A 20528-nucleotide genomic window follows, 5' to 3' on the forward strand; every position below is an offset into this window, starting at 1 on the left:
CTATGACGCTCATCAAGAATATCAGGTTGAGCAGAACAAACAGTGATTTTGTTTACAAAGTTATGCAAACTCAATCAATGTGTTTTTGTTAATTATTTTGACGGCTATTTATTAGCTGATACAAATATATTGAACAACTAATCAAGGCTGAAGTGAATTTTTACAAGGTTTTTCTTAATGTTGAATGTTAACTATTGAAGAATGCGAATAAAGACGTAACAAGAAATAGAGCGAACGAAATAATAATTAAAGAGGTATATAAGAGGCGCCCTTATTTTTTAATTATATAAATTGTTGGAGTGATTGCAGTAAAGGTTTAATAAAGGTGTAGTATGTGGCGGTAATCTGTGTTATTGAAATGAGAGTGCGTCAGTTTTATTAGTATCAAAGTTATTAAACGATTTTGAGATAATCTGTTGGCGTGCTATCAGCTTGGAAAATTGCTCTTTGATCAGATTTTTTAGCAATGATTCATAGTTGACTATTAAATATAGTAAGGCTGCTACACCTGCAGCAGTGAGAACTATTCCAATAATGTTAGAGCTGATGGTTAATGTGACTAATCCAATTATTAGTCCAAGCAATATATTGAACAGTATTACAAAACCAATCACTTCAAAAAATCGCTTACTCATCTTTTATAATCTGCACTCTATGCTAGTAAAGGCTTACATGATATTGAATGGCTGAGAAGGTGTTTTAAAAAGAGTGAATGCATACAAAGTTGTATTGTAAGAGATAACTACCAAGGGGTTACTCGTACGGCGGGCCTATAGGAATAGGCTCCCTTACTGTTTATTATTGGTTTCGCAAAAATCAAAGATAAACAATAAAAAGAGCCTAAATGGATTATCCAACAGATTTAACTGATACACAATGGGAAATACTGAGCCCTGTATTACCTGCATCCAAATGGCAACCTGGCAATAGAGGCAGACCACCCGTTAATAGACGCCTAATCATGAATGGCTTGCTTTATGTCCTAACAACTGGCTGTCAGTGGCGAATGGTGCCTAAAGACTTTGGCTGTTGGCAGACAGTATACGGTTATTTTAATTCCTGGAGCCAGCAGGGGGTTTGGGAAACCATTATGGATACCTTCAGGAAATGCTATCGTGAAAAAGTAGGAAGAAAAGCCGATCCCAGTGCAGGTTGTATTGATAGTCAAAGTATTAAAACTCATACGCAAGGTATTCATGTTGGTTTTGATGGTGGTAAAAAAGTAAAAGGTCGCAAACGTCATATTTTAGTTGATACGCTTGGTATTATTATCTGTGTTGTAGTGACTTCAGCTGCCGTTGGTGAGCGAGAGGGATTAAAACAGCTACTTAAGGGCTATGTTGCAAAAGGCATGACGAGTTTACTCAAAATTTGGCTGGATAGCGGTTATTCTGGCACGCCTATTATTGATTGGGTTAAAGACTTTCATCAAGCTACTCGAGAAATTATTCTAGAGGTGGTTGAAAGGGCAGGTAAAGGATTCAATGTTATTAAACAGCGCTGGGTGGTTGAGCGTACTTTTTCTTGGCTAATTAACTATAGACGACATGCTAAAGACTATGAGGTTCTAACAAAAAATAGTGAAGCAATGATACAGATCGCCATGTTACATATTTTAGTCAGGAGAATCGCTTAAGCTTTTATTTTAAAACACCTTCTGAACAATAATATGGAGGCTGAATAAACTCAACGTGAATCCTGAATATTTACACATTTTTACACATGAATAGGATAAGAGCACAGTTTGATATAGATGCTGATTATTTTTTTATAAATACCAGTGATGATAGAGTTTTATTTTGAAAGTTTATTAGAGGATAAATTAAAATATCCTTGTCTTGATAGCTTAAATAACTCTTCATAGCGTCCACTTTGTTTTAATTGGGCTAATCCAATATTAAATGCAGTTATTATTTTTTTGGCTTTTTTTGTTTTTTTATTAATCAATAAGTAATAGCTTGGGTTAATGAGAGGCGTGGGATGGTATACAATTTTTCTAGCCTGTTCTGGCTGATAAAGCTTGCTTAAAATGGAATAGCCCACTTCTCTATCCAAGGGATAAAGTTGGATACGGCCTTGAAGTAATTTCATAAAGTTGGGTGGTTCTGTTGGAGTTCGTTCAACAATCAATTGCCCTGCAGACTCAGCTTGCTGGAATGCATCACCATAATTAGCTCCAATCAACCCACCTATTTTATAAGGTTTTAAATCATCTACCTGCTGCCAATTAAATTTGAATGACTTCAGGTGCCAGAATACATATGGTGCAGTGAATAGGGAGTTAGAGTAGTAAAAAGACTGCTCTCTTTCAGCACTTTTCCCCCAGAAAGAAGCGCCATGAAACTTTCCTTGTTTGGCCAGCATGAGCCCACGTTGCCAGGGGAAAAATTGAAACTCGACGGTTATCAAGTCATTACTGGCTAACTTGAAGGCCTCAGCTACAACCAAGCTAATAAAGCCATAGTGTTTCAAATCTTGAGATACATAAGGTGGCCACTCCCCAGTCGCTAAGCGTAGAGTTTTACAAGCCCATAATTTACTATACGTAGCACTTGTTATAAGTACTAGTGCTATAAGGTAAAGCTTTGCTTTCAAAGGAGTAGCCTATTTACTGAAAAAGTCTTGCTTTAAGATTAGCAAAAGGCTTGGTGTATAGTGGTTGTTTAGCTCTTATCCATCAGCAATAGCAATAAATAGTGTCAACTTGAATATTACAGCCATTGCAGCGTTTATTGCACTGTTTGGGGTTTTGCTTGATGATCACATTTTTACGTTCCCAGTGGACTAGCATCGCTTCAATAACCTGTGCTGGGGTGTTGAAGTGCCTGGTTAGCGTCGTGAGGGAAACAGACTGTTGAGTTTTAATAAAATCACGTAGTTCTAATAACATGGCTTAAGCACTCGCAATTTTATGGTTAATAAAGGGCTGTTTGTTGGCTCGTCGCCTTAACAAAATAAGCACAATAATCCATAACCCAAGCAAAGTGATAACCCAGCTGATTGAATAACCAGGGTGCTTGGATAAAGTCGCTAGTTGGTAATATACAGTAGCAGTGGTATAGGCAATAGCCAAGGTCCAGCTAGCGACTAACCACATCCAGCAAGCATTGGCTTCACGAAAAATAGCTCCTAAAGTAGCCAGGCAGGGAGTATAAAGTAAGATAAACAATACATAGGCAAATGCAGCATGTGATGAGCCAAATAACTGGTAAATGGTTGAAAATGTGTGTTCTGTGGCAACCGTTTGTTGATTATTGATTTCGTCAATACTCATACCGAAAGGGTCTTGCCAGCCATCAGCTAATTCTGCCAAGTTGGCAGGAATAGTGGATATAGCTAAATAAATAGTTTTCCAAAACTCGAGCGCTTGCTGGTTAGTCTGGGGAGCAACGGTATTTAACTGACTGTACATGGTGTCGAGGGTTCCAACTACCGCTTCTTTGGCAAATACGCCGGTGAAAATTCCTACTGTGGCTGGCCAGTTTTCTTGGGTAATTCCCATCGGGGTAAACAAAGGGGTTAATGCTTTACCCGTTATAGAGAGTAATGATTGTTCGGTATTTTCGTTATTAAAGGTTGCATTGGTTCCCAAGCTATTTAGAATACTTAATAACGCTACCATCACGATAATCACCTTGCCTGCTCTGGCAATAAACCCTTTCAGACGACTCCAGGTATGAATAAGAATCGCTTTTAAAGTGGGGAGATGATAATCGGGCAACTCTAAAATAAAGGGGCTGGATTTCCCTGGTAGCAGAGTATGCTTCATTATTATGCCTGTGATAATGGCAAGCAAAATACCAGTAAGATATAAAATAAATACAATGTTTTGGCCATTATCAGGAAAAAAGGCAACGGCAAACAATGCGTAGACAGGTAACCGGGCACCACAAGACATAAAAGGGGTCATGCAAATGGTTAATAATCGGTCTCGTTGGCTTTCTAATGTTCGGGTTGCCATTACAGCAGGTACATTACAACCAAAGCCAATCAACATAGGAACAAATGATTTGCCTGGTAAGCCAACCCATCCCATGACTTTATCCATAATAAAGGCAACTCTGGCCATGTAACCAGAGTCTTCCAATAAGGCTAAAAATAAAAATAAACAACCGATAATGGGAATAAAGGTGGCAACTGTTTGAATACCACTACCGATGCCATTGGCTACTAGAGTAATGAGCCAGTTTGGTGCGTTAATTTGTGCAAGCCAATAAGCAGGAGTATCAATAAAGAGGGCTCCTGCCGTAATATCAAAAAATTCAATAAAAGCACTGCCGATATTAATGCTAAACATAAACATTAAATACATGATGGCTAAAAATATCGGTATTCCTAGTAGGCGGTTAAGAACAATATTATCAATTTTTTCAGTTAACGGAGTGAAGCTACAGGCTTCACTAGACACTACATGTTGAGTAATTTGACTGATAAACTGATACCGATCATTGGCAATAAGAATATCTAAGTCTTCGCCCATTTGCTGAGTTATGTTGGTCGCTTGTTCTTTAGCCCATTGTTGTAATGAGGTTATCCAAGCAAGGTGGGGGTTTTTATATGCTGAAAAAAGGAGGCTGTTTTCATCTTTTTCAAGTAAATTAATAGCTTGCCATTGTGAAATAGAGGTTTGACTGTCTTCACTTAGTTGTAAAAGTGCCTGGCGAATTAAACTGTTATAAGGCTGTGGAGGTAGAGGGATGGCAGGTTTTTGTAGAGTTTTGGCTACTAGTTCTCTCAGCTTGGGTAGCCCTTTTGCCTGTTTTGCCACGATTGGCACCACTGGGCATTTTAATCGTTGTGCTAATTGCTTGACTGCGATTGTTTGCTTAGTCGCTGTAAGTTTGTCCATCATATTGAGGACAATGATCATGGGTTTGCCTAGTTCAAGTAACTGCAAGGTTAAATATAAACTGTGTTGTAAATGGACTGCATCGATAATATTGATGATGAGTGAAGAGGAATCAGTTAATAAATAGTCCAGGGTGACTTGTTCATCAATTGCTGTATTTTCGACATTATCTAAAGAGTAGAGGCCGGGTAAATCCACTACTTGGATGGTTTGTTGGTTATGTTGAAAATACCCTGTCTTTTTTTCAACTGTTACTCCTGGCCAGTTACCTATCTTTTGTTTTGAGCCTGTTAAAGAATTAAATAATGAGGTTTTACCACAATTAGGATTACCGACTAAACAGACTGTTGATAAAGACATCAGGATAACTTCTCCACCTGTACTACATCAGCTTCATTTCGACGAAGGCTTAGTTTGTAACCGCGTACAGTAATTTCAATAGGGTCGCCTAAAGGTGCTATTCGAGCAACGGTAATAGTAGTGCCTGGGGTGATTCCCATGGTTAATAATTGGCGGCGGTAACCTGGGTTAGTATTACTAATCGTTGTGACATGCCCACTTTCACCGACCTGTAAGTTTTTAAGTGTATCTTGCATAGCGTTAGGGGATTAGTTTAGTTTTCAACAGCTTATCGTTGAGATGAATGGTCTGTATTGATTCAAGTCATTGTAAATGCAACTGATTCTTATTTTTCTTATGGGTTGAAAATGCTGAGATAAGTTACAATAACAGTTATTGGCTAAGCAGTGGCTCATACCAAGTTATTTTTTTGTAATGCCCGGTAGATTTTTTTGCTAGTTTTTGCCAGGCGATCTATTTCTCCAAGGGTAGGGATTTGCCCAGATTGTAAGCGTGATTCCCAGTCATCCAGTTCACAGGCAAGAAATTCCAGGAGTTTTTTAGCGCAACCATGACAAGTGCCGGTACATAATACTGACTCAGGAGTATCAAAGGGGACAGCTGATCTGATCTGGTTGACCAAGTTTTGCATAGCGACAGGTGTGGACTGCTTCTTAACCAAACTGATGATCAACCCTGGGTTTAACTAATATTGGCGTGTAAATAATAAGAAAGATGACGAAAGCGGTGATCCAACATAACTGTGATAATACAATCCAATTTAAATAGTGGCTCATATCCAAGATGGGTAAAAATACCCTGATTACACCACCAATTGCTAAGATAATGCAGGCAGCTCCTACCAGTTTAGGTGGCTGTTGAACATTTCTACCTGTATGACCAAGGGAAACACGACTCATCATACTCAGTGTAACCAGACCAATGCCGCCAAAGGCCATACTATGAATGGCTAGAAAAAATGACACATAATGATAGCCACTAAGTGAAAACAATAAAAAGCCAACAATAATGAACGCATAAGCCAAGTATAAACTCCATAATAAGGGTTTACGCCATATTCCCTTGGTATACCAGCCAGTAATTCGAGCTAAATGAATAACAAACAATATTGCAGCCAACCAGGCAGCGATAATTGTGTAGTGAGTGAAAACGGTGGTAATAAAAAATAATAAAAAAATTACCAATGAACTAATATCAAGCCAAAGGTGATTTTTTAAAGTGACTGGATAGCAAACCCCACGTTCAATGAAAAAAGGGATAACTCTACGGCCCATAGTCAATATCAAACCAATGATAAGGTATAAGCCAGTATAATTTCCCCAGTGAATACCTGATTCTAGAATGCCAAACACACCGAGATAAAAGAGTGTATTTGCAACACCCATTAATAAAAGTTTGGCCATAATCCCTGTTTGTTTCCATTGTTTTGCTTTAACAACAGGCGCTATTACACAGAGAATTAATAACAGTATGAATAGGGTATCCATTATTGCAGCAATTAATAATCCTTGCTCAAATAAAATAGCAATACGTGGAACCACCCAACAACTAAATAATAGTGCTAGTTTAACGCCATAGACAGTTTGAGTATTTGTCCAATTTTTTACGGCGGTTAATAAAAAGCCTGCAATAACAGCTAAGCTGTAACCAAAAATCATTTCATGGGCATGCCAGACCATTGGGCTAATAGTAGAAGAGGTGAGTGACCAACCCAATCCATAAGTCCCTAGCCATATGGTAATGGAGGTAACAGCATAAATGGCAGCCCCCAGAAAGAAAGGACGAAAGCCCAAGTTGAATAAGGCAAAGCGAGGTTGGTTCGATTGCTGACTATTTAGTGTAGCTAAAGCCATACGAATACAGTCTTTCCTTGTTGAGCACTTTATTGTTACTAACTTAAACATTAATAACAATAATCTATGATTGGCATAGAGGATAAATTAACAAGGTTCATTGATTCACATCAGTATTAGCGAAGTATTCAGTTTATATGCTTGTTTTAAATAAAGTTTTTTGTAGTTAGGTGCACAAATTATATTGGGAATAGCGTTTTTATGACAGTTACAACGGTACAAGATGAAATCCTTATTGAACAGCGTGCTTCAATTATTCGCAGTAATGATGAAGACTTTGCTAATTGGGCGGCAGGTTATGGTGTCATTATGCATAGTGCTCAAACGCAATTACGAATTTATGAATTGGTTTGTCTATTGGTAACAGAAGGAATCATTACCAATAAAGCTGAGGCCTATCAACAATTAGCTGCGTTGGATAAATTGACCTGTGCAGCAATGTGGTTAGTTGTCCACATGACATATACCAAAAATGTCTTCTTAGATGGTAGAGAGTTAACCGCTGCGGATTTTAAACGGCAACCTCAAGGCCATACTGGGGGATCACTCAATATGGTGCCTGGTTATATGGGCTATATGGGGGTAAATGCATTAACAGGTATTACTCGGCAATGGCTAATGGGACAAGGCCACTGTGTAGCAGCAATTGATGCGGTGAATTTGCTATTAGAAAATACAACTGATGTCCACAAAGAACGTTATAATTGGTCTGAGCAAGGATTAACCCGCTTTGTAAGGGATTTTTACAGTTATCTAGTTAATCAACAGGGAAAGCCCGTTTCACCATTGGGTAGTCACGTTAATGTACATACAGCTGGTGCAACCATTGAAGGAGGCTATTTAGGCTTTGCAGGCTTGTATTATGTTCATCAACCAATGCCTGATGAGCGTTTAGTGGCTTTTTTAAGTGATGGTGCATTTGAAGAACAACGGGGGAGTGATTGGGCGCCTAGGTGGTGGCGAGCTGAGGATACTGGCTTGGTTACACCGATTATGATTGCCAACGGTCGTCGTATAGATCAGCGTACCACGATGAGTCAATCTGGTGGTTCTGAATGGTTTAAACAGCACTTAGCTTTAAATTATTTTGATCCTGTGGTGATTGATGGCACTGACCCTGCTGCCTTTGTGTGGGCAATCTTTGAAATGGAAAATCGTTTACAAGCACGGGCGGAAGCCGTAAAGCAAGGTAAACAGCATTACCCGATAAAACTGCCGTATGTGATTGCAGAGACAATCAAAGGTTATGGTTTTCCAGGTGCAGGTACGAATGCTGCGCATGGTACGCCTTTACAAGAAAATCCTGCTAAGTCAGCAGAAGCGTTAATAGCATTTAACCAAGGTGCAAAAAAACTGTGGGTGTCTACTGATGCTCTGAAAAGCGCGGTTAAATTGGTTAATAATCATAACCAGGCAGGTCGTCCTAAAGAAAATAGGGTAAAACAATCTGCAGAAAAAAGCAGGGTAAACTGCCCGCCACTTAATTGGAAACAAGAACTGTATAATAATTGTTCTCCTATGGCTGGGTGGGATGAAGGCTTTACGCTATTAGTAAAAGAGAATCCCCATTTGCGCGTGAGGGTAGGTAACCCAGATGAGTTAAGAAGTAACCAAATGAATCAAACCCTGGACTGGCTTAAGCATCGTGTGACCCAACCTGAGCGAGGTGTTGCTGAAGCAGTGGATGGAAAGGTGATTACGGCGCTTAATGAAGAAGCTGTGGTAAGTGCCGTATTAGCAAACCAACAAGGGATTAATTTGGTAGTGTCTTATGAAGCTTTTGCAGTGAAAATGTTGGGTGCTCTTCGTCAAGCAATTATTTTTGCGAGACATCAAAAAGAGGCGCACCAACCTGCGAATTGGTTAAGTGTGCCTGTTTTACTCACTTCCCATGTTTGGGAAAATGGTAAAAATGAACAGTCCCATCAAGATCCAACTTTATCTGAAGCGTTGATGGGTGAAATGACTGATATGGTAAGGGTGTTGTTCCCTTGTGACTGGAATAGTGCTTTAGCCACAATGCAATCAACCTATGCGAGCTATGGACAAATTTGGTTGGCGACATTACCTAAATTACCGGTACCTATTTTATTACCTAAAGATCAATCGATAAAACTGCTTGAAGATGGTGCAATATTAGTAAGAGGAGCTACAGAGGCATCAATTCAATTAGTCGCGGTGGGTGCTTATCAGTTGGCTGAGGCATTAAAAGCCAGTGACCGATTAAAAGAGCGAGAGATACCCCATTCACTTATTTATATTATTGAGCCAGGTCGATTTAGAGTAGCAAGAGATAAGGCTGAAGCTGAGCAGTTAGTAGTTGAAGAGGTGATGGATAATTTGTTTCCAGATACTATTAAGACAAGAGTGTTTGTTTGCCATGGTCGACCAGAAGTCTATCTTGGTATTATGCGGCAACTGGATTTAGGGCCTAAACAGACAGCTGCTGTAGGCTATATCAACCAAGGTGGTACTTTGGATCTAGGCGGGATGCTTTATGCCAATAAAACAACTTGGGCACATATTTTATACCAGACTGCTAAGACTGCATCACTAAACCCGTTGGATATTTTGTCAGAAAAGGAAATTCAAGCGGTAACAGGGGGGGGTGACCCTTATGCAATTATTGATAAACCTTATCAGTAACATATGATGTCCATACTTGATAACCATTTAGCGGTATTAGGTATTCTGTTTTTACTTGGGCTAATAACTGACGTTATTGGCCGTAAAACTCACCTGCCTCGAGTAACTTTATTATTAGTATTTGGGTTGCTGGTAGGGCCTTCTGGACTGGCATTGTTACCTCCCTTTACGCAAGACTGGTTTCCATTAGTAACGAATATTGCATTGTTAATGGTAGGATTTTTATTGGGAGAAAAATTAGCAGGCCGGTTTTTAAAGGAAAATGGTAGGGAAGTACTGATTATATCTTCAGTTGTCACTTTGATTACGGCAATAATTGTATTCATTGGTATGTGGCTGTTAAATTCAGGATTAATTTTTGCTTTATTAGTCGCAGGTGTTGCAACTGCGACAGATCCTGCTGCAGTGAGTGAGGTAGTTAAAGAAGCAAAAGCTAAGGGCAAAATAATTCAAGTATTACTTGGCGTTGTAGCGATTGATGATGCTTGGGGATTATTACTCTTTAGTTTTATTTTAGTGTTATGTCAGTCAGTTTCAGGTAATCCGCAGATACTTGATATTGTAATGCATGCCCTTTGGGATTTAGGTGGAGCATTTGTCATAGGTGCTCTATTAGGCATTCCTATGGCTTTTTTAACTGGGAGGATAAAATCTGGGGAACCTACTTTAATAGAAGCATTAGGTATGGTGTTTTTATGTGGTGGTATTGCCCAGTGGTTAAATGTGTCTTATTTGCTAGCTGCTATTGTAATGGGAGCAACAGTAGCAAACCTAGCCCACCACCACACTAGGCCATTCCATGCTATTGAAGAAATTGAGTGGCCTTTTATGGTGCTGTTTTTCATATTAGCTGGCGCTTCATTTGATGTTTCAGAACTTGCAAATATAGGTGTACTTGGAGTTGCTTACTTAATATTAAGGATATTAGGGCGTTTAATAGGCAGCTGGCTGGGAGGCAAGCCCTTTGCCTTTATCCCCCAACAATCGATGTGGATCGGTTTGTCTTTACTGCCACAAGCAGGAGTAGCATTAGGATTAGCTCTATTAGCCAAACAACATTTTCCTGAAATAGGTGAGTCTTTATTGCAACTAACCATTGCAGGTACGATTGTGTTTGAAATCATCGGGCCGATTTTTACCCGAATAGGGATTGGCCGAATGTATAAAGGTGATTATTAATTTCCTTGAAGTTGTATAACTATCGGTGGAGAGACTTAGAAATAATTTTTTAATTGCTACCATGAAATTTGGTAACAATTTATCTGATTGTCAAAGCCTGAATTAAGTTTTTTGTCATTGTCTTATTAAACGTATTTTAATCGTGTATTAACTTTATAGATATATTTACTGGTTACACTGCAATATTGCATAAGCGTAACATTTTATGATGTTTCTTATTTGAAAAAGAATAGTCTTTATACTAATGGCTTATGCTACTCCAGATAAAATAGGATCTTGAATCATGCTTGGTCGGTTGAATTTTATACTTAAAAATATTCAGTATTATGTTGCTCAATATAAGTGATAAGACAGATGACTTATCAAAAGGCTGCTATAGTTTGATTAATAAAAAAGGAATAAAGGTCGATCAAGTATTATTCATGAGTCGCTTGTCACTGGAAAAAAATTGCTGAATAAAAGTATTGAAGGTTTTGTAGAGTTTATATCTGATCACTGCTGTCCCATAAGATTGAAACAAAAAAGGCTTAAGTCCCCATAAGTTGTTACAATGAGAGTGCAACCAAACACTGCAAAACCAGAGGATTTAAGCCTTGGCTCATCGTAACACAATCTTGCACCAAATACTTCAGTTGCTTTCTAGACATGAGTTTGAATCACTAGCCAATCAGCATCATACGGGTCAACGGCTACGTAAAATGACTCGGTGGGGGCAGTTTGTTGCGCTATTATTTGGTCAGCTCTCAGGTCGCAATAGTTTGCGTGACATCATTGATCACCTATCGATTCAGCAGCATAAACGCTATCACCATGGTATTGGAAATATCACCAGAAGTAGTTTGGCCCGTGTCAATGAACAGCAACCCGCTACGCTTTATGAAGCCTTGTTTTATAAGCTATTAAATAAATGTCATCATCATCGGCCAGGGCATAAGTTTCGTTTTAAAAATCCATTGTATTCTCTTGATGCATCAGTGATCGACTTGTGTTTATCCATGTTTCCTTGGGCAGATTTTCGAAAAAGTAAAGGTGCTATCAAGTTACATGTTGGGTTTGATCATAATGGCTACTTGCCTGCATTTATGAGTATTACTGAAGGGAAATGTCATGAAATACAGATAGCACGCAGCCTTGATCTCCCCAAGGGGAGTATTCTTGCTGTAGACCGTGGCTACACTGATTATCGCTGGTTTAATACTTTAAATGAGCAAGGAATCTTCTTTGTAACCCGACTAAAAAAGCAAGCCAAATACCGTGTACTAAAGCGCCAGCCTACCGACAATAGCAGTACAGTCACTTCTGATCAGCACATTCAGTTGACTAGCCAACAAGGGGCTGTTTATAAAGGTCATTTACGTCGTATCGGTTTTAAATGCCCAGAGACTGGCAACCAATATTACTTTTTAACTAATAATAGTAAGCTCGCAGCCAGCACCATTGCAGCTATTTACAAAGAACGCTGGAAAATAGAGCTATTTTTTAAGTGGATAAAGCAAAACCTAAAGATAAAATCGTTTGTCGGTACCTCTAAAAATGCCGTGTTAACCCAGATATGGGTAGCCATGTGTGCTTATTTGCTCGTCGCTTATCTAAAATTTTCTCATGGAATAACACTATCGATCACTCAAATAGCTCGACTCATACAACTCACTTTGTTTGAGCGTAGAGAGCTTAAAGCATTATTTACACCCTCACCACCGAATAATACAGATGATCATAAGCAAATGAGGATGCTGTAAATGTGGGACAGCAGTGATATCTGATAGTGATTATATATAAAGCCCAAGCAGTTAAGTTTGCCAAAAACTGTTCTTCATTCTACTTACTGCAGATAATGTAATAGGTTAAAGTTAGTATTGAAACATTATTTCATCTGGTTTATGTGATCTCAGTTTATAGCAGACACTGCTTATATCAAAATAGGTTACAGGCCTTGTGAAGAGGGGAGCTAATAGAACGAATGTTGATCAATGGTTAATATTACTTACTCGTGACATTATGCTACGGTTATCTAAATAGACAGAACCTATTGACATGTTTAACAAAAGCTTTATATGATTTCGAGATGATCAATTTAACTATTCTTTCAATCAACAATTATCACCACTCACACTCAATTTGTGCTGAGAGGGTTGGTGTGTATGTGATTTGATCAGTCATAAGACGTACTAAAAGCCCTCCCAGTTGATGAATTGAGAGGGCTTTTTTTTTGGCTATACTTTTGCGAGCAAAGGGTATATGAGAGAAAGAAAAGCTATATGGAAGGTATCATTTTTATTGGTTTGCAGGCTTCTGGTAAGTCTTCATTTTTTCTTCAGCAGTTCTATAAGACCCATTTAAGGTTGAATTTGGAAAGGATACCCATGGCTTTGAAGCACCATACGACACTCGTTTTCGAGATGGGATGGTTGAGACTGTTCAACATTTAATGGATTGTGGCTTTAAAATTATTTATGGTTATACGCAGAGTGATGAAATTTCACTGTTGTTTGATTTAAATGAAAATACCTTTCAAAGAAAAGAACGAAAGTTAAACTCTGTACTGGCAGGTGAGGCCAGTGCTAAGTTTAGTTTGTTGCTGGGTGATCATGGAGTATTTGACTGCCGAATCTGTCAATTGCCTGCTAGACAACTAGTGGTTGACTATTTCAGGTGACGTAACGAAGATGCTCACCGGAATGCATTGAACGCTCATTGCTACTGGTTGTTAAGAAAAGAAGGAATAAAGCCTAAAACTGCGGCCGCAACTTTTTGTAACATGTCTGTTGCAGAGAAAAACGAGTTTCTCTTTCAAAGAGGTATTAATTTTAATGAGTTACCAAGCTGGCAGAAAAGAGGTGTGGGAATCTACTGGGAAACCTATGAAAAAACAGCGGTTAATCCATTAACAAAAGAGATGGTATTAGCAACTAGAAAGCGACTGAAAGTAGATTATAAATTGCCAATGAAAGACATGTATAGTGATTTTGTTTGTACGTTGGTGCAGAATTCAGAATAAAAAAGGAAGTAAAGAAAATATATGAAATACCACCACTTGGGTATACCCACTAAAGAGCCATTAAAAGATGAAATTCACTTAAAGCATTTAAAAATGTATGTGAGTGGTTATGGTAAAAACCCTTACGGCATTGAATGGGTGAGGTATGAAGAAGATGCACCTTACCCGGAAATTGTTAAAACATTGCCTCATGTTGCCTTTGAAGTGGAGGATATTTATGAAGCAATTAAGGATAAGAATGTGATCATTGAACCGAATAGCCCTAGTCCTGGTGTAATAGTCGCATTTATTGAAGATAATGGCGCGCCTATCGAGTTTTTGCAAGTTGATCGTTCAATTGCTGAAGAGGGGATATAAAATATTTGGCGTGGTGGTTTAGGCCTCTCACCCAAGCATGAACTGGGTGAAAGGCGTTGACTATAAATTTGGGTACCCTTAATTTTTTACACTGAAAGTACGCTTATTATTTACTATAGTTTGCATGTTAGTCACAGCCACTGCTTTAGCCACTTTTTTAGGCAGTGCATCAAGAATGGGTTGCCATCTATTTAAAATTTTATTTTGAATATTAAATTGATTAACAACATCAGATCCAATCATAAAATGGCTTGGGTAATCCGTAATTAATTTTATCCATTGTTTATTAGGTTTATTGTCCTCTAGCATCAAGTCTAAAAGCTGCCAGGAAGCTAATACATAAAGATTAGGGTATTCAGTTAGCATGCGTCGTAGTTCTGTTAAAACAAACTCAATTGATTGATTTTCTACCAATGTGGTGCTGACACCAGCATGGGCCCATATAAAGTAGGTTTTGGGATTGGACTTAATAGCTTCTTCAAGCTCTGGTAAGTAAATAGGTTTTTTTTCTTTGGTAGAGGTTATATTAGAGTGAAGTATAACAGGTAATTTATAACGTGCTGCTAGTTGATAGATTTTCATTAGGGCAGGGTGGTTGGCTCTAGCTCTTTCTCCAGTGGTTAATGCTGTTAAACTATCATGCCGAGTGAGTATCTCACCAATTCCTTTCCAGAAACCTGGTCGCCATTTTAGTTCTTGTTCAATCTGTTCAGCAGCATGTAAGTCTGTTGGGTTAAACCCACTAAGGAAGGGGTGTAAGCGTAGTTGATCTTCCTTAGGTAATGTTTCAATTTCTCTTGCAAGGATTTCGTCAGTACGCGAATAATAATAAAGGGGGGCATCGTCACTAAAAGTTGATCTTGGTTTGTTCGGTTCTGCTGCATCCCACTTTTTGATAACAGGCATACCCATTACATATGCTTGTTCAATGTTTGATTTGTTCATGCTTCCTATTAGTGTTTCAACACCATGGGATTTGCCAAAAAAACCGACAAGGTGAACTTCTGCATCATTAATATGCCCTTCATAAGCACCTAATTGGTGGCTAATGGATAGGAAGTAATACCAATCGTGGTAAATAATCTGTAAAATACCTGGTCACAGTATTTCACTTAATTTGACTAGGAATTTAATAATGGCAAGGATTGCTTCTATTCCAGATGAATTGTATGACTACGACTTTGATGCCTTACTGAACAGAGAACCACATCCAAGAACACGGCTTCGCTTATTAGCGATGGCTCATTTACAAGCAGGTTGGTCTCAAACTGAAATAGCACGAGCATTAAGGAAATCAAACAATACCATTCAGGACTGGCTCAACCGTTTTAGACGAGATGGCCTTGAAGGACTTTATGAACAACCCGGTAGAGGAAAAAAACCGTTTCTTTGTCCTTCACAATATAATGAATTTAAAGCAGCGGTTATTACCTTACAAAACCATCGTCAAGGCGGTAGAGTTCAGGGTAAAGACATACAACAGTTGCTGCTGGAACAATTTAATATAGACTACAGCTTAAGTAGTATTTATGAAGTATTGCATAAAGCAGGACTTTCTTGGATTACATCAAGATCTAAACATCCTAATCATCGCCCAGATAAACAGCAAGCATTTAAAAAAACTTTGAAAAAGAGGCCTTAAAAGTACTTCCCTCATGCGTTTCTCCAGATAAAGTTGATATTTGGTTTCAAGATGAAGCCAGAGTGGGTCAGCAAAATACCTGTACGCGTATTTGGGCAGAGAAAGGTACGCGTCCACGAGTGGTAAAGCAACAACAGTTTGAGTCAGCTTATCTCTTTGGCGCTGTGTGTCCTGCTAAAGATAGAGGAGTGGCTCTTGTATTACCTATTGCTAACACAGAAGCAATGAGGTTGCACTTAACAGAAATTTCAAAAGCCATTTCTAAGGGAAGACACGGACTGGTTATCGTTGATCAAGCGGCATGGCATACGACTCATCGCCTAGAAATACCTGCGAATATCACGCTATTAAATTTACCACCCGTTTCCCCAGAGCTTAACCCGGTAGAGCGGATATGGGAAAAACTGAGAGAAGATTCACTGGCAAATCGTTGTTTTAAAAATTTCAATGATATTGTTGAGTCTTGTTGTGAGGCATGGAATGTATTTGTGAATAAGAAAAATAACATTAAAAGCTTGTGCTCCAGATGTTGGGCTGTTTTAACAAGCTAATAAACAGGATTGGTATAACTAATGGATAAAAACTTAAACAACAATTTCAACTTCATTACTAAAGCCATGTTAAAAGGTAGATCAAAATAGGTTATCGCAACAAAATAATGGTAGGTAAAAGATCAGTACTTTTACTGATCAGATTGTCATTATGACACTCAATATAGAGTACATTTTACTTCCGATCTCAATGTAAAGAGTTTGTAAATGAATAACAACTGAGCAGATATTGGTATTGTTATTGTCCTCACAATAGTGTATTTGTTCCTGAAAACTACCTGAACTGGATACAAACCTATCATAAATCAGAATTGCGTCAGCTTTAGTAATCATAATGTGTCTGTTAGATGCTGAAATCCCTGACGTTATTTGGCAATAGTAAGAATTTGGTAATTTGATGAAATATTTAAACTCATCGTTGTATAAATGGGTTACGTAATGAAAATATTGTTGGTTGAAGACGATTTAATGATTGCGGATGCAATTGCTCGAGGGGTAAGTAAAGTCGCGTTACAAATGGAACATGTGTCCTCTATTGAAAAGGCAAAATTGGCACTAGCTGATCAAGAAATAGGCTTGCTTGTCTTAGACTTGGGTTTACCTGATGGTGATGGCTTAAAGCTATTACGAGACCTACGTCACCAAGGTTTGGAATTACCAGTACTGGTATTAACCGCTAGAGATGAACCAAGGGATAGGGTAGTTGGTTTAGATAGTGGTGCTGATGATTATTTGATCAAACCCTTTGATATGGATGAGTTAATTGCTCGTATCAGAGCATTATTGAGACGAAGGATGGGCAGGGCTGCTGCGGTTATTGAGTATGGTCAACTAACGTTGGACCCTGGGCAAATGCAGGTTTTGCTGAATCAGCAATTGGTCACAATCCCTTTACGCCAGTTTCGGTTGCTTCAGTATTTATTAGAATCCCAGGGGCGAGTGAAAACCAAGCAGCAGATTATTGATGCTCTTTATCGCTGGGATCAGGATATTGAAGAAAACACCATAGAAGTTTATGTTTCGCAGTTGAGAAAACACTTATGGCCCAAGTTAATCAAGACAATGCGTGGAATCGGTTATTTAATACCAAGACAGTAAAGCACCGATTATTAATTAGAATTGGTCTGGTGCTTACCATTACTTGGTTTATTGCTGTTTATTTTGCTAAAAGTTTGGCCTGGCATAAAACCATGGAATTTTTTCAGGATCAAACTCAATCAATGGCTCGTAGCTGGGTAGAGCTGGTTTTAATGCAAAATGAAAAATATTTACAACTGCCTAGCCAGTCTTGTGTGTTATTATTAGGGTGGCGCGATAACCAATTAGTCTTTCAACAAGGAGAAGTCACCTTTCCTAAGCCAACACAGCAGCAGACGTATGTTACCAAAATAAATGGAAACAAATGGGTGATCAGTACCCTGTGTAAAAAAGGTACTTGTGTGTTAGTGGGGTTAAAGGATGCTGAACGAAAGCATGCCGTTCGAGGGTTAATCATATTAATTTTTTTACCTTTATTGATTATTTTCGGCTTAGCTATGTGGGCAATGAATTACGCCGTTCGTTCAGGACTGCAACCATTAAATACGTTAGCAGAGAAAGTTTCTAGTGTGTCTGTAGATAAGTTAACACCTTTTTCAGAAACAACAATGAGCAAAGAGCTATTACCACTAGTTCAAGCGATTAATCAATTGATGAGTAATATGAATGCTCAGTTATTAAAAGAAAGGCAGTTTCTGGATACCTGTACTCACGAGTTAAGAACACCTGTAACGGCATTAGTTTCCCAAATACAAAGCTTAGGGTTTATAAATAAGGAAATAAATACTAATTTTCAGAAAGTAAGTGCTGCCGCATTGCGAGTTGTTCGTGTAGCGAATCAGTTTCTGAGCTTGGCAAAAAGTAATAATGCAGGTGCATTAGCTAATCAATGTGAAAAATTTGACCTTTGTGAGTTGTTTCGTCAAGTGATTGTTGATCTGGCAATTGATCATGATCGGTGTGACTGTCAAATGGACGGTTTAACCTCTCTGCTTGTTTATGCAGACCCGTTGGCAATGGAAATGGTGTGTAAAAACCTAGTTGAAAATGCATTACTTTATGGGGTTTCACCTGACAATGAACAAGTAAAAGTGATGATAACTTGTGAAGCTCATGGTGATACAGTCACTGTAACTGTTGAAGATGCTGGACCAGGAGTTGAGGCAAAGTACCGGGAAAAATTATTACATCGTTTTTATCGGGTTCCTGGGAAAAACTCTGAAGGAGCAGGACTTGGGTTGAGTATTGTCAAAGAAGTTGCATTGCGTTATGAAGGAAATATAATTCTTGATAAGAGTCTGTTAGGAGGATTAAAAGTGACAGTTTCATTTAAAAATATTCAAATCCAAGGAAGTTGATCATCTTTATGTAAAGAAAAATATGAGGAATGTAAAGAGCCTTTCGTCAATATAGTTTTTGCTAACTTCCTATAGAGGAATGGAACAGGTATAAGAGAAATGCCTCCTTCAAATAGGAGGCATGAATATATTTTATTAGCTAGTTTTTAATAACGACTTAATAAGTCGTCGATTGCTGCATCACAATTAAGTAGTGGTACAGGATTTAGGGTATCACCTGGCTTATAGGTATATCCATTACTATTTTTAGTGAGATAATTTTTGATAGCCTGCTGGTTAAGAGAAGGTTCTATTTCCTTTAATTTGGCTATGCAAGAGAGAGTTTTTGCGGCTGCTACATGAGTTGATACAGCTTGATAGTTATGACTACCTCTAGAAATTATTCGCTCTGGATATAGGTCATTTGTTATAGGTTCCCTCGATATAAAAAATCCTTCTGCTGAGATAGTTGTACTTTTACTTATATTGGAAAAATACATGGGTACATTCTCAGTATAAGGACTATTAAGCCATGTTCCTACTGTAGGATAAGCATAAAGGTCAAAGTTATCTATCACAGAGCTAGAAACATCAACTGGAGAGTGGGCCGTAACTGATATTGTCTCAGGTAAACACGCAGGGAAAGCAGTTTGCCCTGTATAGCCCTTATTACCAGTAGGAGTAATGACTACCACACCACGGGCTATCAGATCATTAATGGCTTGTCTTATTTGAAAGAAGGTGTTTTCACTATTTTGAACCACAGAATGTCCAGAGCAATCACTACCCTTAACACCCCTATAATACAAGCTGGGTAAATAAATAATGTCCACCTTTTTATTTGGATTATTTACATACTCTAATAAACCTTCTTTAATACCTAGCCAGTCATAAGTGCCACCATCAGAGCCTAATTCACTTCCATGTAAATTATTTGGTCTATAATTGGTGTGGTGTACGTTATACACGTTTATATCGCTAAGATAGGCGCTGCCAATTTTAGCGTTTGATTCTTTTTTACTACCTGATTTGTATTTTTTGGCTGCGATACTGCTCACTATCTCTGCTCCCATGTAGCTAGCATCATCAATGCTATATGCAGCTCCCTTACCAGATTGACGACTTGATCCAGATGGACATGAAGATTTCTTTTGATATTTTTTATCTTCTGGCTCATACAAACCATCATCATAATCTGGGTCAAAACCTTCCCTATCATAAAGTGGAAGTAAGCAATGTTCATTGACATGCGCTAGTTCAGAGCGGTTGCTCGGTATTCCTGTAGTAAAAACAGCTACTTTTATATTTCTTCCTTCTGGGCTTGCATTTATATTCAATATATTTGGATGATTTGCAAGTTTTTTTAGTGTGTCAATGTCAAGAGCCATATACTCACGATAAATAGAATCCTTTATATGTTTTTCATAATTCAAACCAATTCGATAGTTGCTACTTATTAGTTTAATTAGCTCTATTTTTTCTTTATCAGGAAGATTGAAATCAACTTTAATCCATACTTTGTAAAGCTCATTGTTATAATCACTTGATTGGGCGATATCATTAATTATTGTTTTGCCATATTTGTTTAAATTTGGTGACAGCTCTTTTTTGACTTCATCTACAGTAATTGCTTTTAAGTGAGTGCAGTTTAATGCTATAAAAAAAATAGTGCTGAGTTTTATGGCTGGCTTCATATTATATTCCAGAATGTATACTTA

Annotated in this window: 18 protein-coding genes and 2 pseudogenes; 11 read left to right on the plus strand and 9 right to left on the minus strand. The window is 38.2% G+C overall.

Annotated features, from left to right (window positions below; genetic code table 11):
- Positions 1–350 precede the first annotated feature (350 nt).
- Positions 351–635, minus strand: a complete 285-nt coding sequence (locus tag G4Y78_RS08780; RefSeq protein ID WP_163832667.1) for a hypothetical protein — start codon at positions 633–635, stop codon at positions 351–353.
- Between the two features lie 209 nt (positions 636–844).
- On the opposite strand from G4Y78_RS08780, the gene G4Y78_RS08785 reads away from it, so the two are divergent.
- Positions 845–1636 carry an IS5 family transposase gene (locus tag G4Y78_RS08785; RefSeq protein WP_163832668.1) on the plus strand — a complete coding sequence of 264 codons (792 nt, stop codon included), beginning with the start codon at positions 845–847 and terminating at the stop codon, positions 1634–1636.
- Between the two features lie 158 nt (positions 1637–1794).
- Here G4Y78_RS08785 and G4Y78_RS08790 read toward each other — a convergent pair whose 3' ends face one another.
- From G4Y78_RS08790 to G4Y78_RS08815, 6 genes are all read right to left on the minus strand, one after another.
- Positions 1795–2595, minus strand: a complete 801-nt coding sequence (locus G4Y78_RS08790) for a substrate-binding periplasmic protein (protein WP_163832669.1) — start codon at positions 2593–2595, stop codon at positions 1795–1797.
- 82 nt (positions 2596–2677) lie between these two features.
- Complete coding sequence (locus G4Y78_RS08795; protein WP_163832670.1) at positions 2678–2890, minus strand: FeoC-like transcriptional regulator; 213 nt, start codon at positions 2888–2890, stop codon at positions 2678–2680.
- 3 nt (positions 2891–2893) lie between these two features.
- On the minus strand, positions 2894–5209 hold the full coding sequence (gene feoB / locus G4Y78_RS08800) for a Fe(2+) transporter permease subunit FeoB (protein WP_163832671.1): 2316 nt from the start codon (positions 5207–5209) through the stop codon (positions 2894–2896).
- Positions 5209–5445 carry a FeoA family protein gene (locus G4Y78_RS08805; protein ID WP_163832672.1) on the minus strand — a complete coding sequence of 79 codons (237 nt, stop codon included), beginning with the start codon at positions 5443–5445 and terminating at the stop codon, positions 5209–5211. The genes feoB and G4Y78_RS08805 overlap by 1 nt, the downstream gene beginning before the upstream one ends.
- Positions 5446–5600: 155 nt before the next feature.
- Positions 5601–5870 carry a hypothetical protein gene (locus tag G4Y78_RS08810; RefSeq protein WP_230425718.1) on the minus strand — a complete coding sequence of 90 codons (270 nt, stop codon included), beginning with the start codon at positions 5868–5870 and terminating at the stop codon, positions 5601–5603.
- On the minus strand, positions 5863–7062 hold the full coding sequence (locus G4Y78_RS08815) for an NnrS family protein (RefSeq protein WP_163832673.1): 1200 nt from the start codon (positions 7060–7062) through the stop codon (positions 5863–5865). Before G4Y78_RS08815 ends, G4Y78_RS08810 begins: the two co-directional genes overlap by 8 nt.
- A 201-nt stretch (positions 7063–7263) precedes the next feature.
- Here G4Y78_RS08815 and G4Y78_RS08820 point away from each other — a divergent pair, with 201 nt between their 5' ends.
- From G4Y78_RS08820 to G4Y78_RS08840, 6 genes and pseudogenes are all read left to right on the plus strand, one after another.
- Positions 7264–9708 carry a phosphoketolase family protein gene (locus G4Y78_RS08820; RefSeq protein WP_163832674.1) on the plus strand — a complete coding sequence of 815 codons (2445 nt, stop codon included), beginning with the start codon at positions 7264–7266 and terminating at the stop codon, positions 9706–9708.
- Between the two features lie 3 nt (positions 9709–9711).
- Entirely contained in the window at positions 9712–10887 is a 1176-nt protein-coding gene (locus tag G4Y78_RS08825) for a cation:proton antiporter (protein ID WP_222937668.1), read from the plus strand.
- A gap of 593 nt (positions 10888–11480) precedes the next feature.
- A complete protein-coding gene (locus G4Y78_RS08830; RefSeq protein ID WP_163832675.1) occupies positions 11481–12626 on the plus strand; it encodes an IS4 family transposase in 1146 nt (381 codons plus the stop codon).
- A gap of 629 nt (positions 12627–13255) precedes the next feature.
- Positions 13256–13543, plus strand: a pseudogene (locus G4Y78_RS30785) (tRNA(His) guanylyltransferase Thg1 family protein); the annotation flags it as partial.
- A 12-nt stretch (positions 13544–13555) separates the two neighbouring features.
- Positions 13556–13885: pseudogene (locus tag G4Y78_RS30790) on the plus strand (tRNA(His) guanylyltransferase Thg1 family protein); the annotation flags it as partial.
- Between the two features lie 21 nt (positions 13886–13906).
- Positions 13907–14242, plus strand: a complete 336-nt coding sequence (locus tag G4Y78_RS08840) for a VOC family protein (protein ID WP_163832676.1) — start codon at positions 13907–13909, stop codon at positions 14240–14242.
- Between the two features lie 78 nt (positions 14243–14320).
- Here G4Y78_RS08840 and G4Y78_RS08845 read toward each other — a convergent pair whose 3' ends face one another.
- Positions 14321–15187 carry an amidohydrolase family protein gene (locus tag G4Y78_RS08845; protein WP_163832677.1) on the minus strand — a complete coding sequence of 289 codons (867 nt, stop codon included), beginning with the start codon at positions 15185–15187 and terminating at the stop codon, positions 14321–14323.
- Between the two features lie 190 nt (positions 15188–15377).
- On the opposite strand from G4Y78_RS08845, the gene G4Y78_RS31335 reads away from it, so the two are divergent.
- The 4 genes from G4Y78_RS31335 to G4Y78_RS08865 all read left to right on the plus strand — a co-directional run bounded on the left by G4Y78_RS31335 (position 15378) and on the right by G4Y78_RS08865 (position 18831).
- The gene (locus G4Y78_RS31335) at positions 15378–15884 is read left to right on the plus strand and encodes an IS630 family transposase (protein WP_163832145.1); all 507 of its coding nucleotides are present in this window, start codon (positions 15378–15380) and stop codon (positions 15882–15884) included.
- A 38-nt stretch (positions 15885–15922) separates the two neighbouring features.
- Complete coding sequence (locus G4Y78_RS31340; RefSeq protein ID WP_163836355.1) at positions 15923–16435, plus strand: IS630 family transposase; 513 nt, start codon at positions 15923–15925, stop codon at positions 16433–16435.
- Positions 16436–16873: 438 nt separating this feature from the next.
- Positions 16874–17533 (plus strand): response regulator, encoded by a 660-nt coding sequence (locus tag G4Y78_RS08860; protein WP_163832678.1) that lies wholly within the window; start codon positions 16874–16876, stop codon positions 17531–17533.
- On the plus strand, positions 17476–18831 hold the full coding sequence (locus G4Y78_RS08865; protein WP_163832679.1) for a sensor histidine kinase: 1356 nt from the start codon (positions 17476–17478) through the stop codon (positions 18829–18831). The genes G4Y78_RS08860 and G4Y78_RS08865 overlap by 58 nt, the downstream gene beginning before the upstream one ends.
- A 146-nt stretch (positions 18832–18977) precedes the next feature.
- Here G4Y78_RS08865 and G4Y78_RS08870 read toward each other — a convergent pair whose 3' ends face one another.
- Positions 18978–20504 (minus strand): S8/S53 family peptidase, encoded by a 1527-nt coding sequence (locus tag G4Y78_RS08870; protein WP_163832680.1) that lies wholly within the window; start codon positions 20502–20504, stop codon positions 18978–18980.
- Positions 20505–20528 lie beyond the last annotated feature (24 nt).

The sequence above is a fragment of the Spartinivicinus ruber genome (assembly GCF_011009015.1).
GTDB lineage: Bacteria > Pseudomonadota > Gammaproteobacteria > Pseudomonadales > Zooshikellaceae > Spartinivicinus > Spartinivicinus ruber.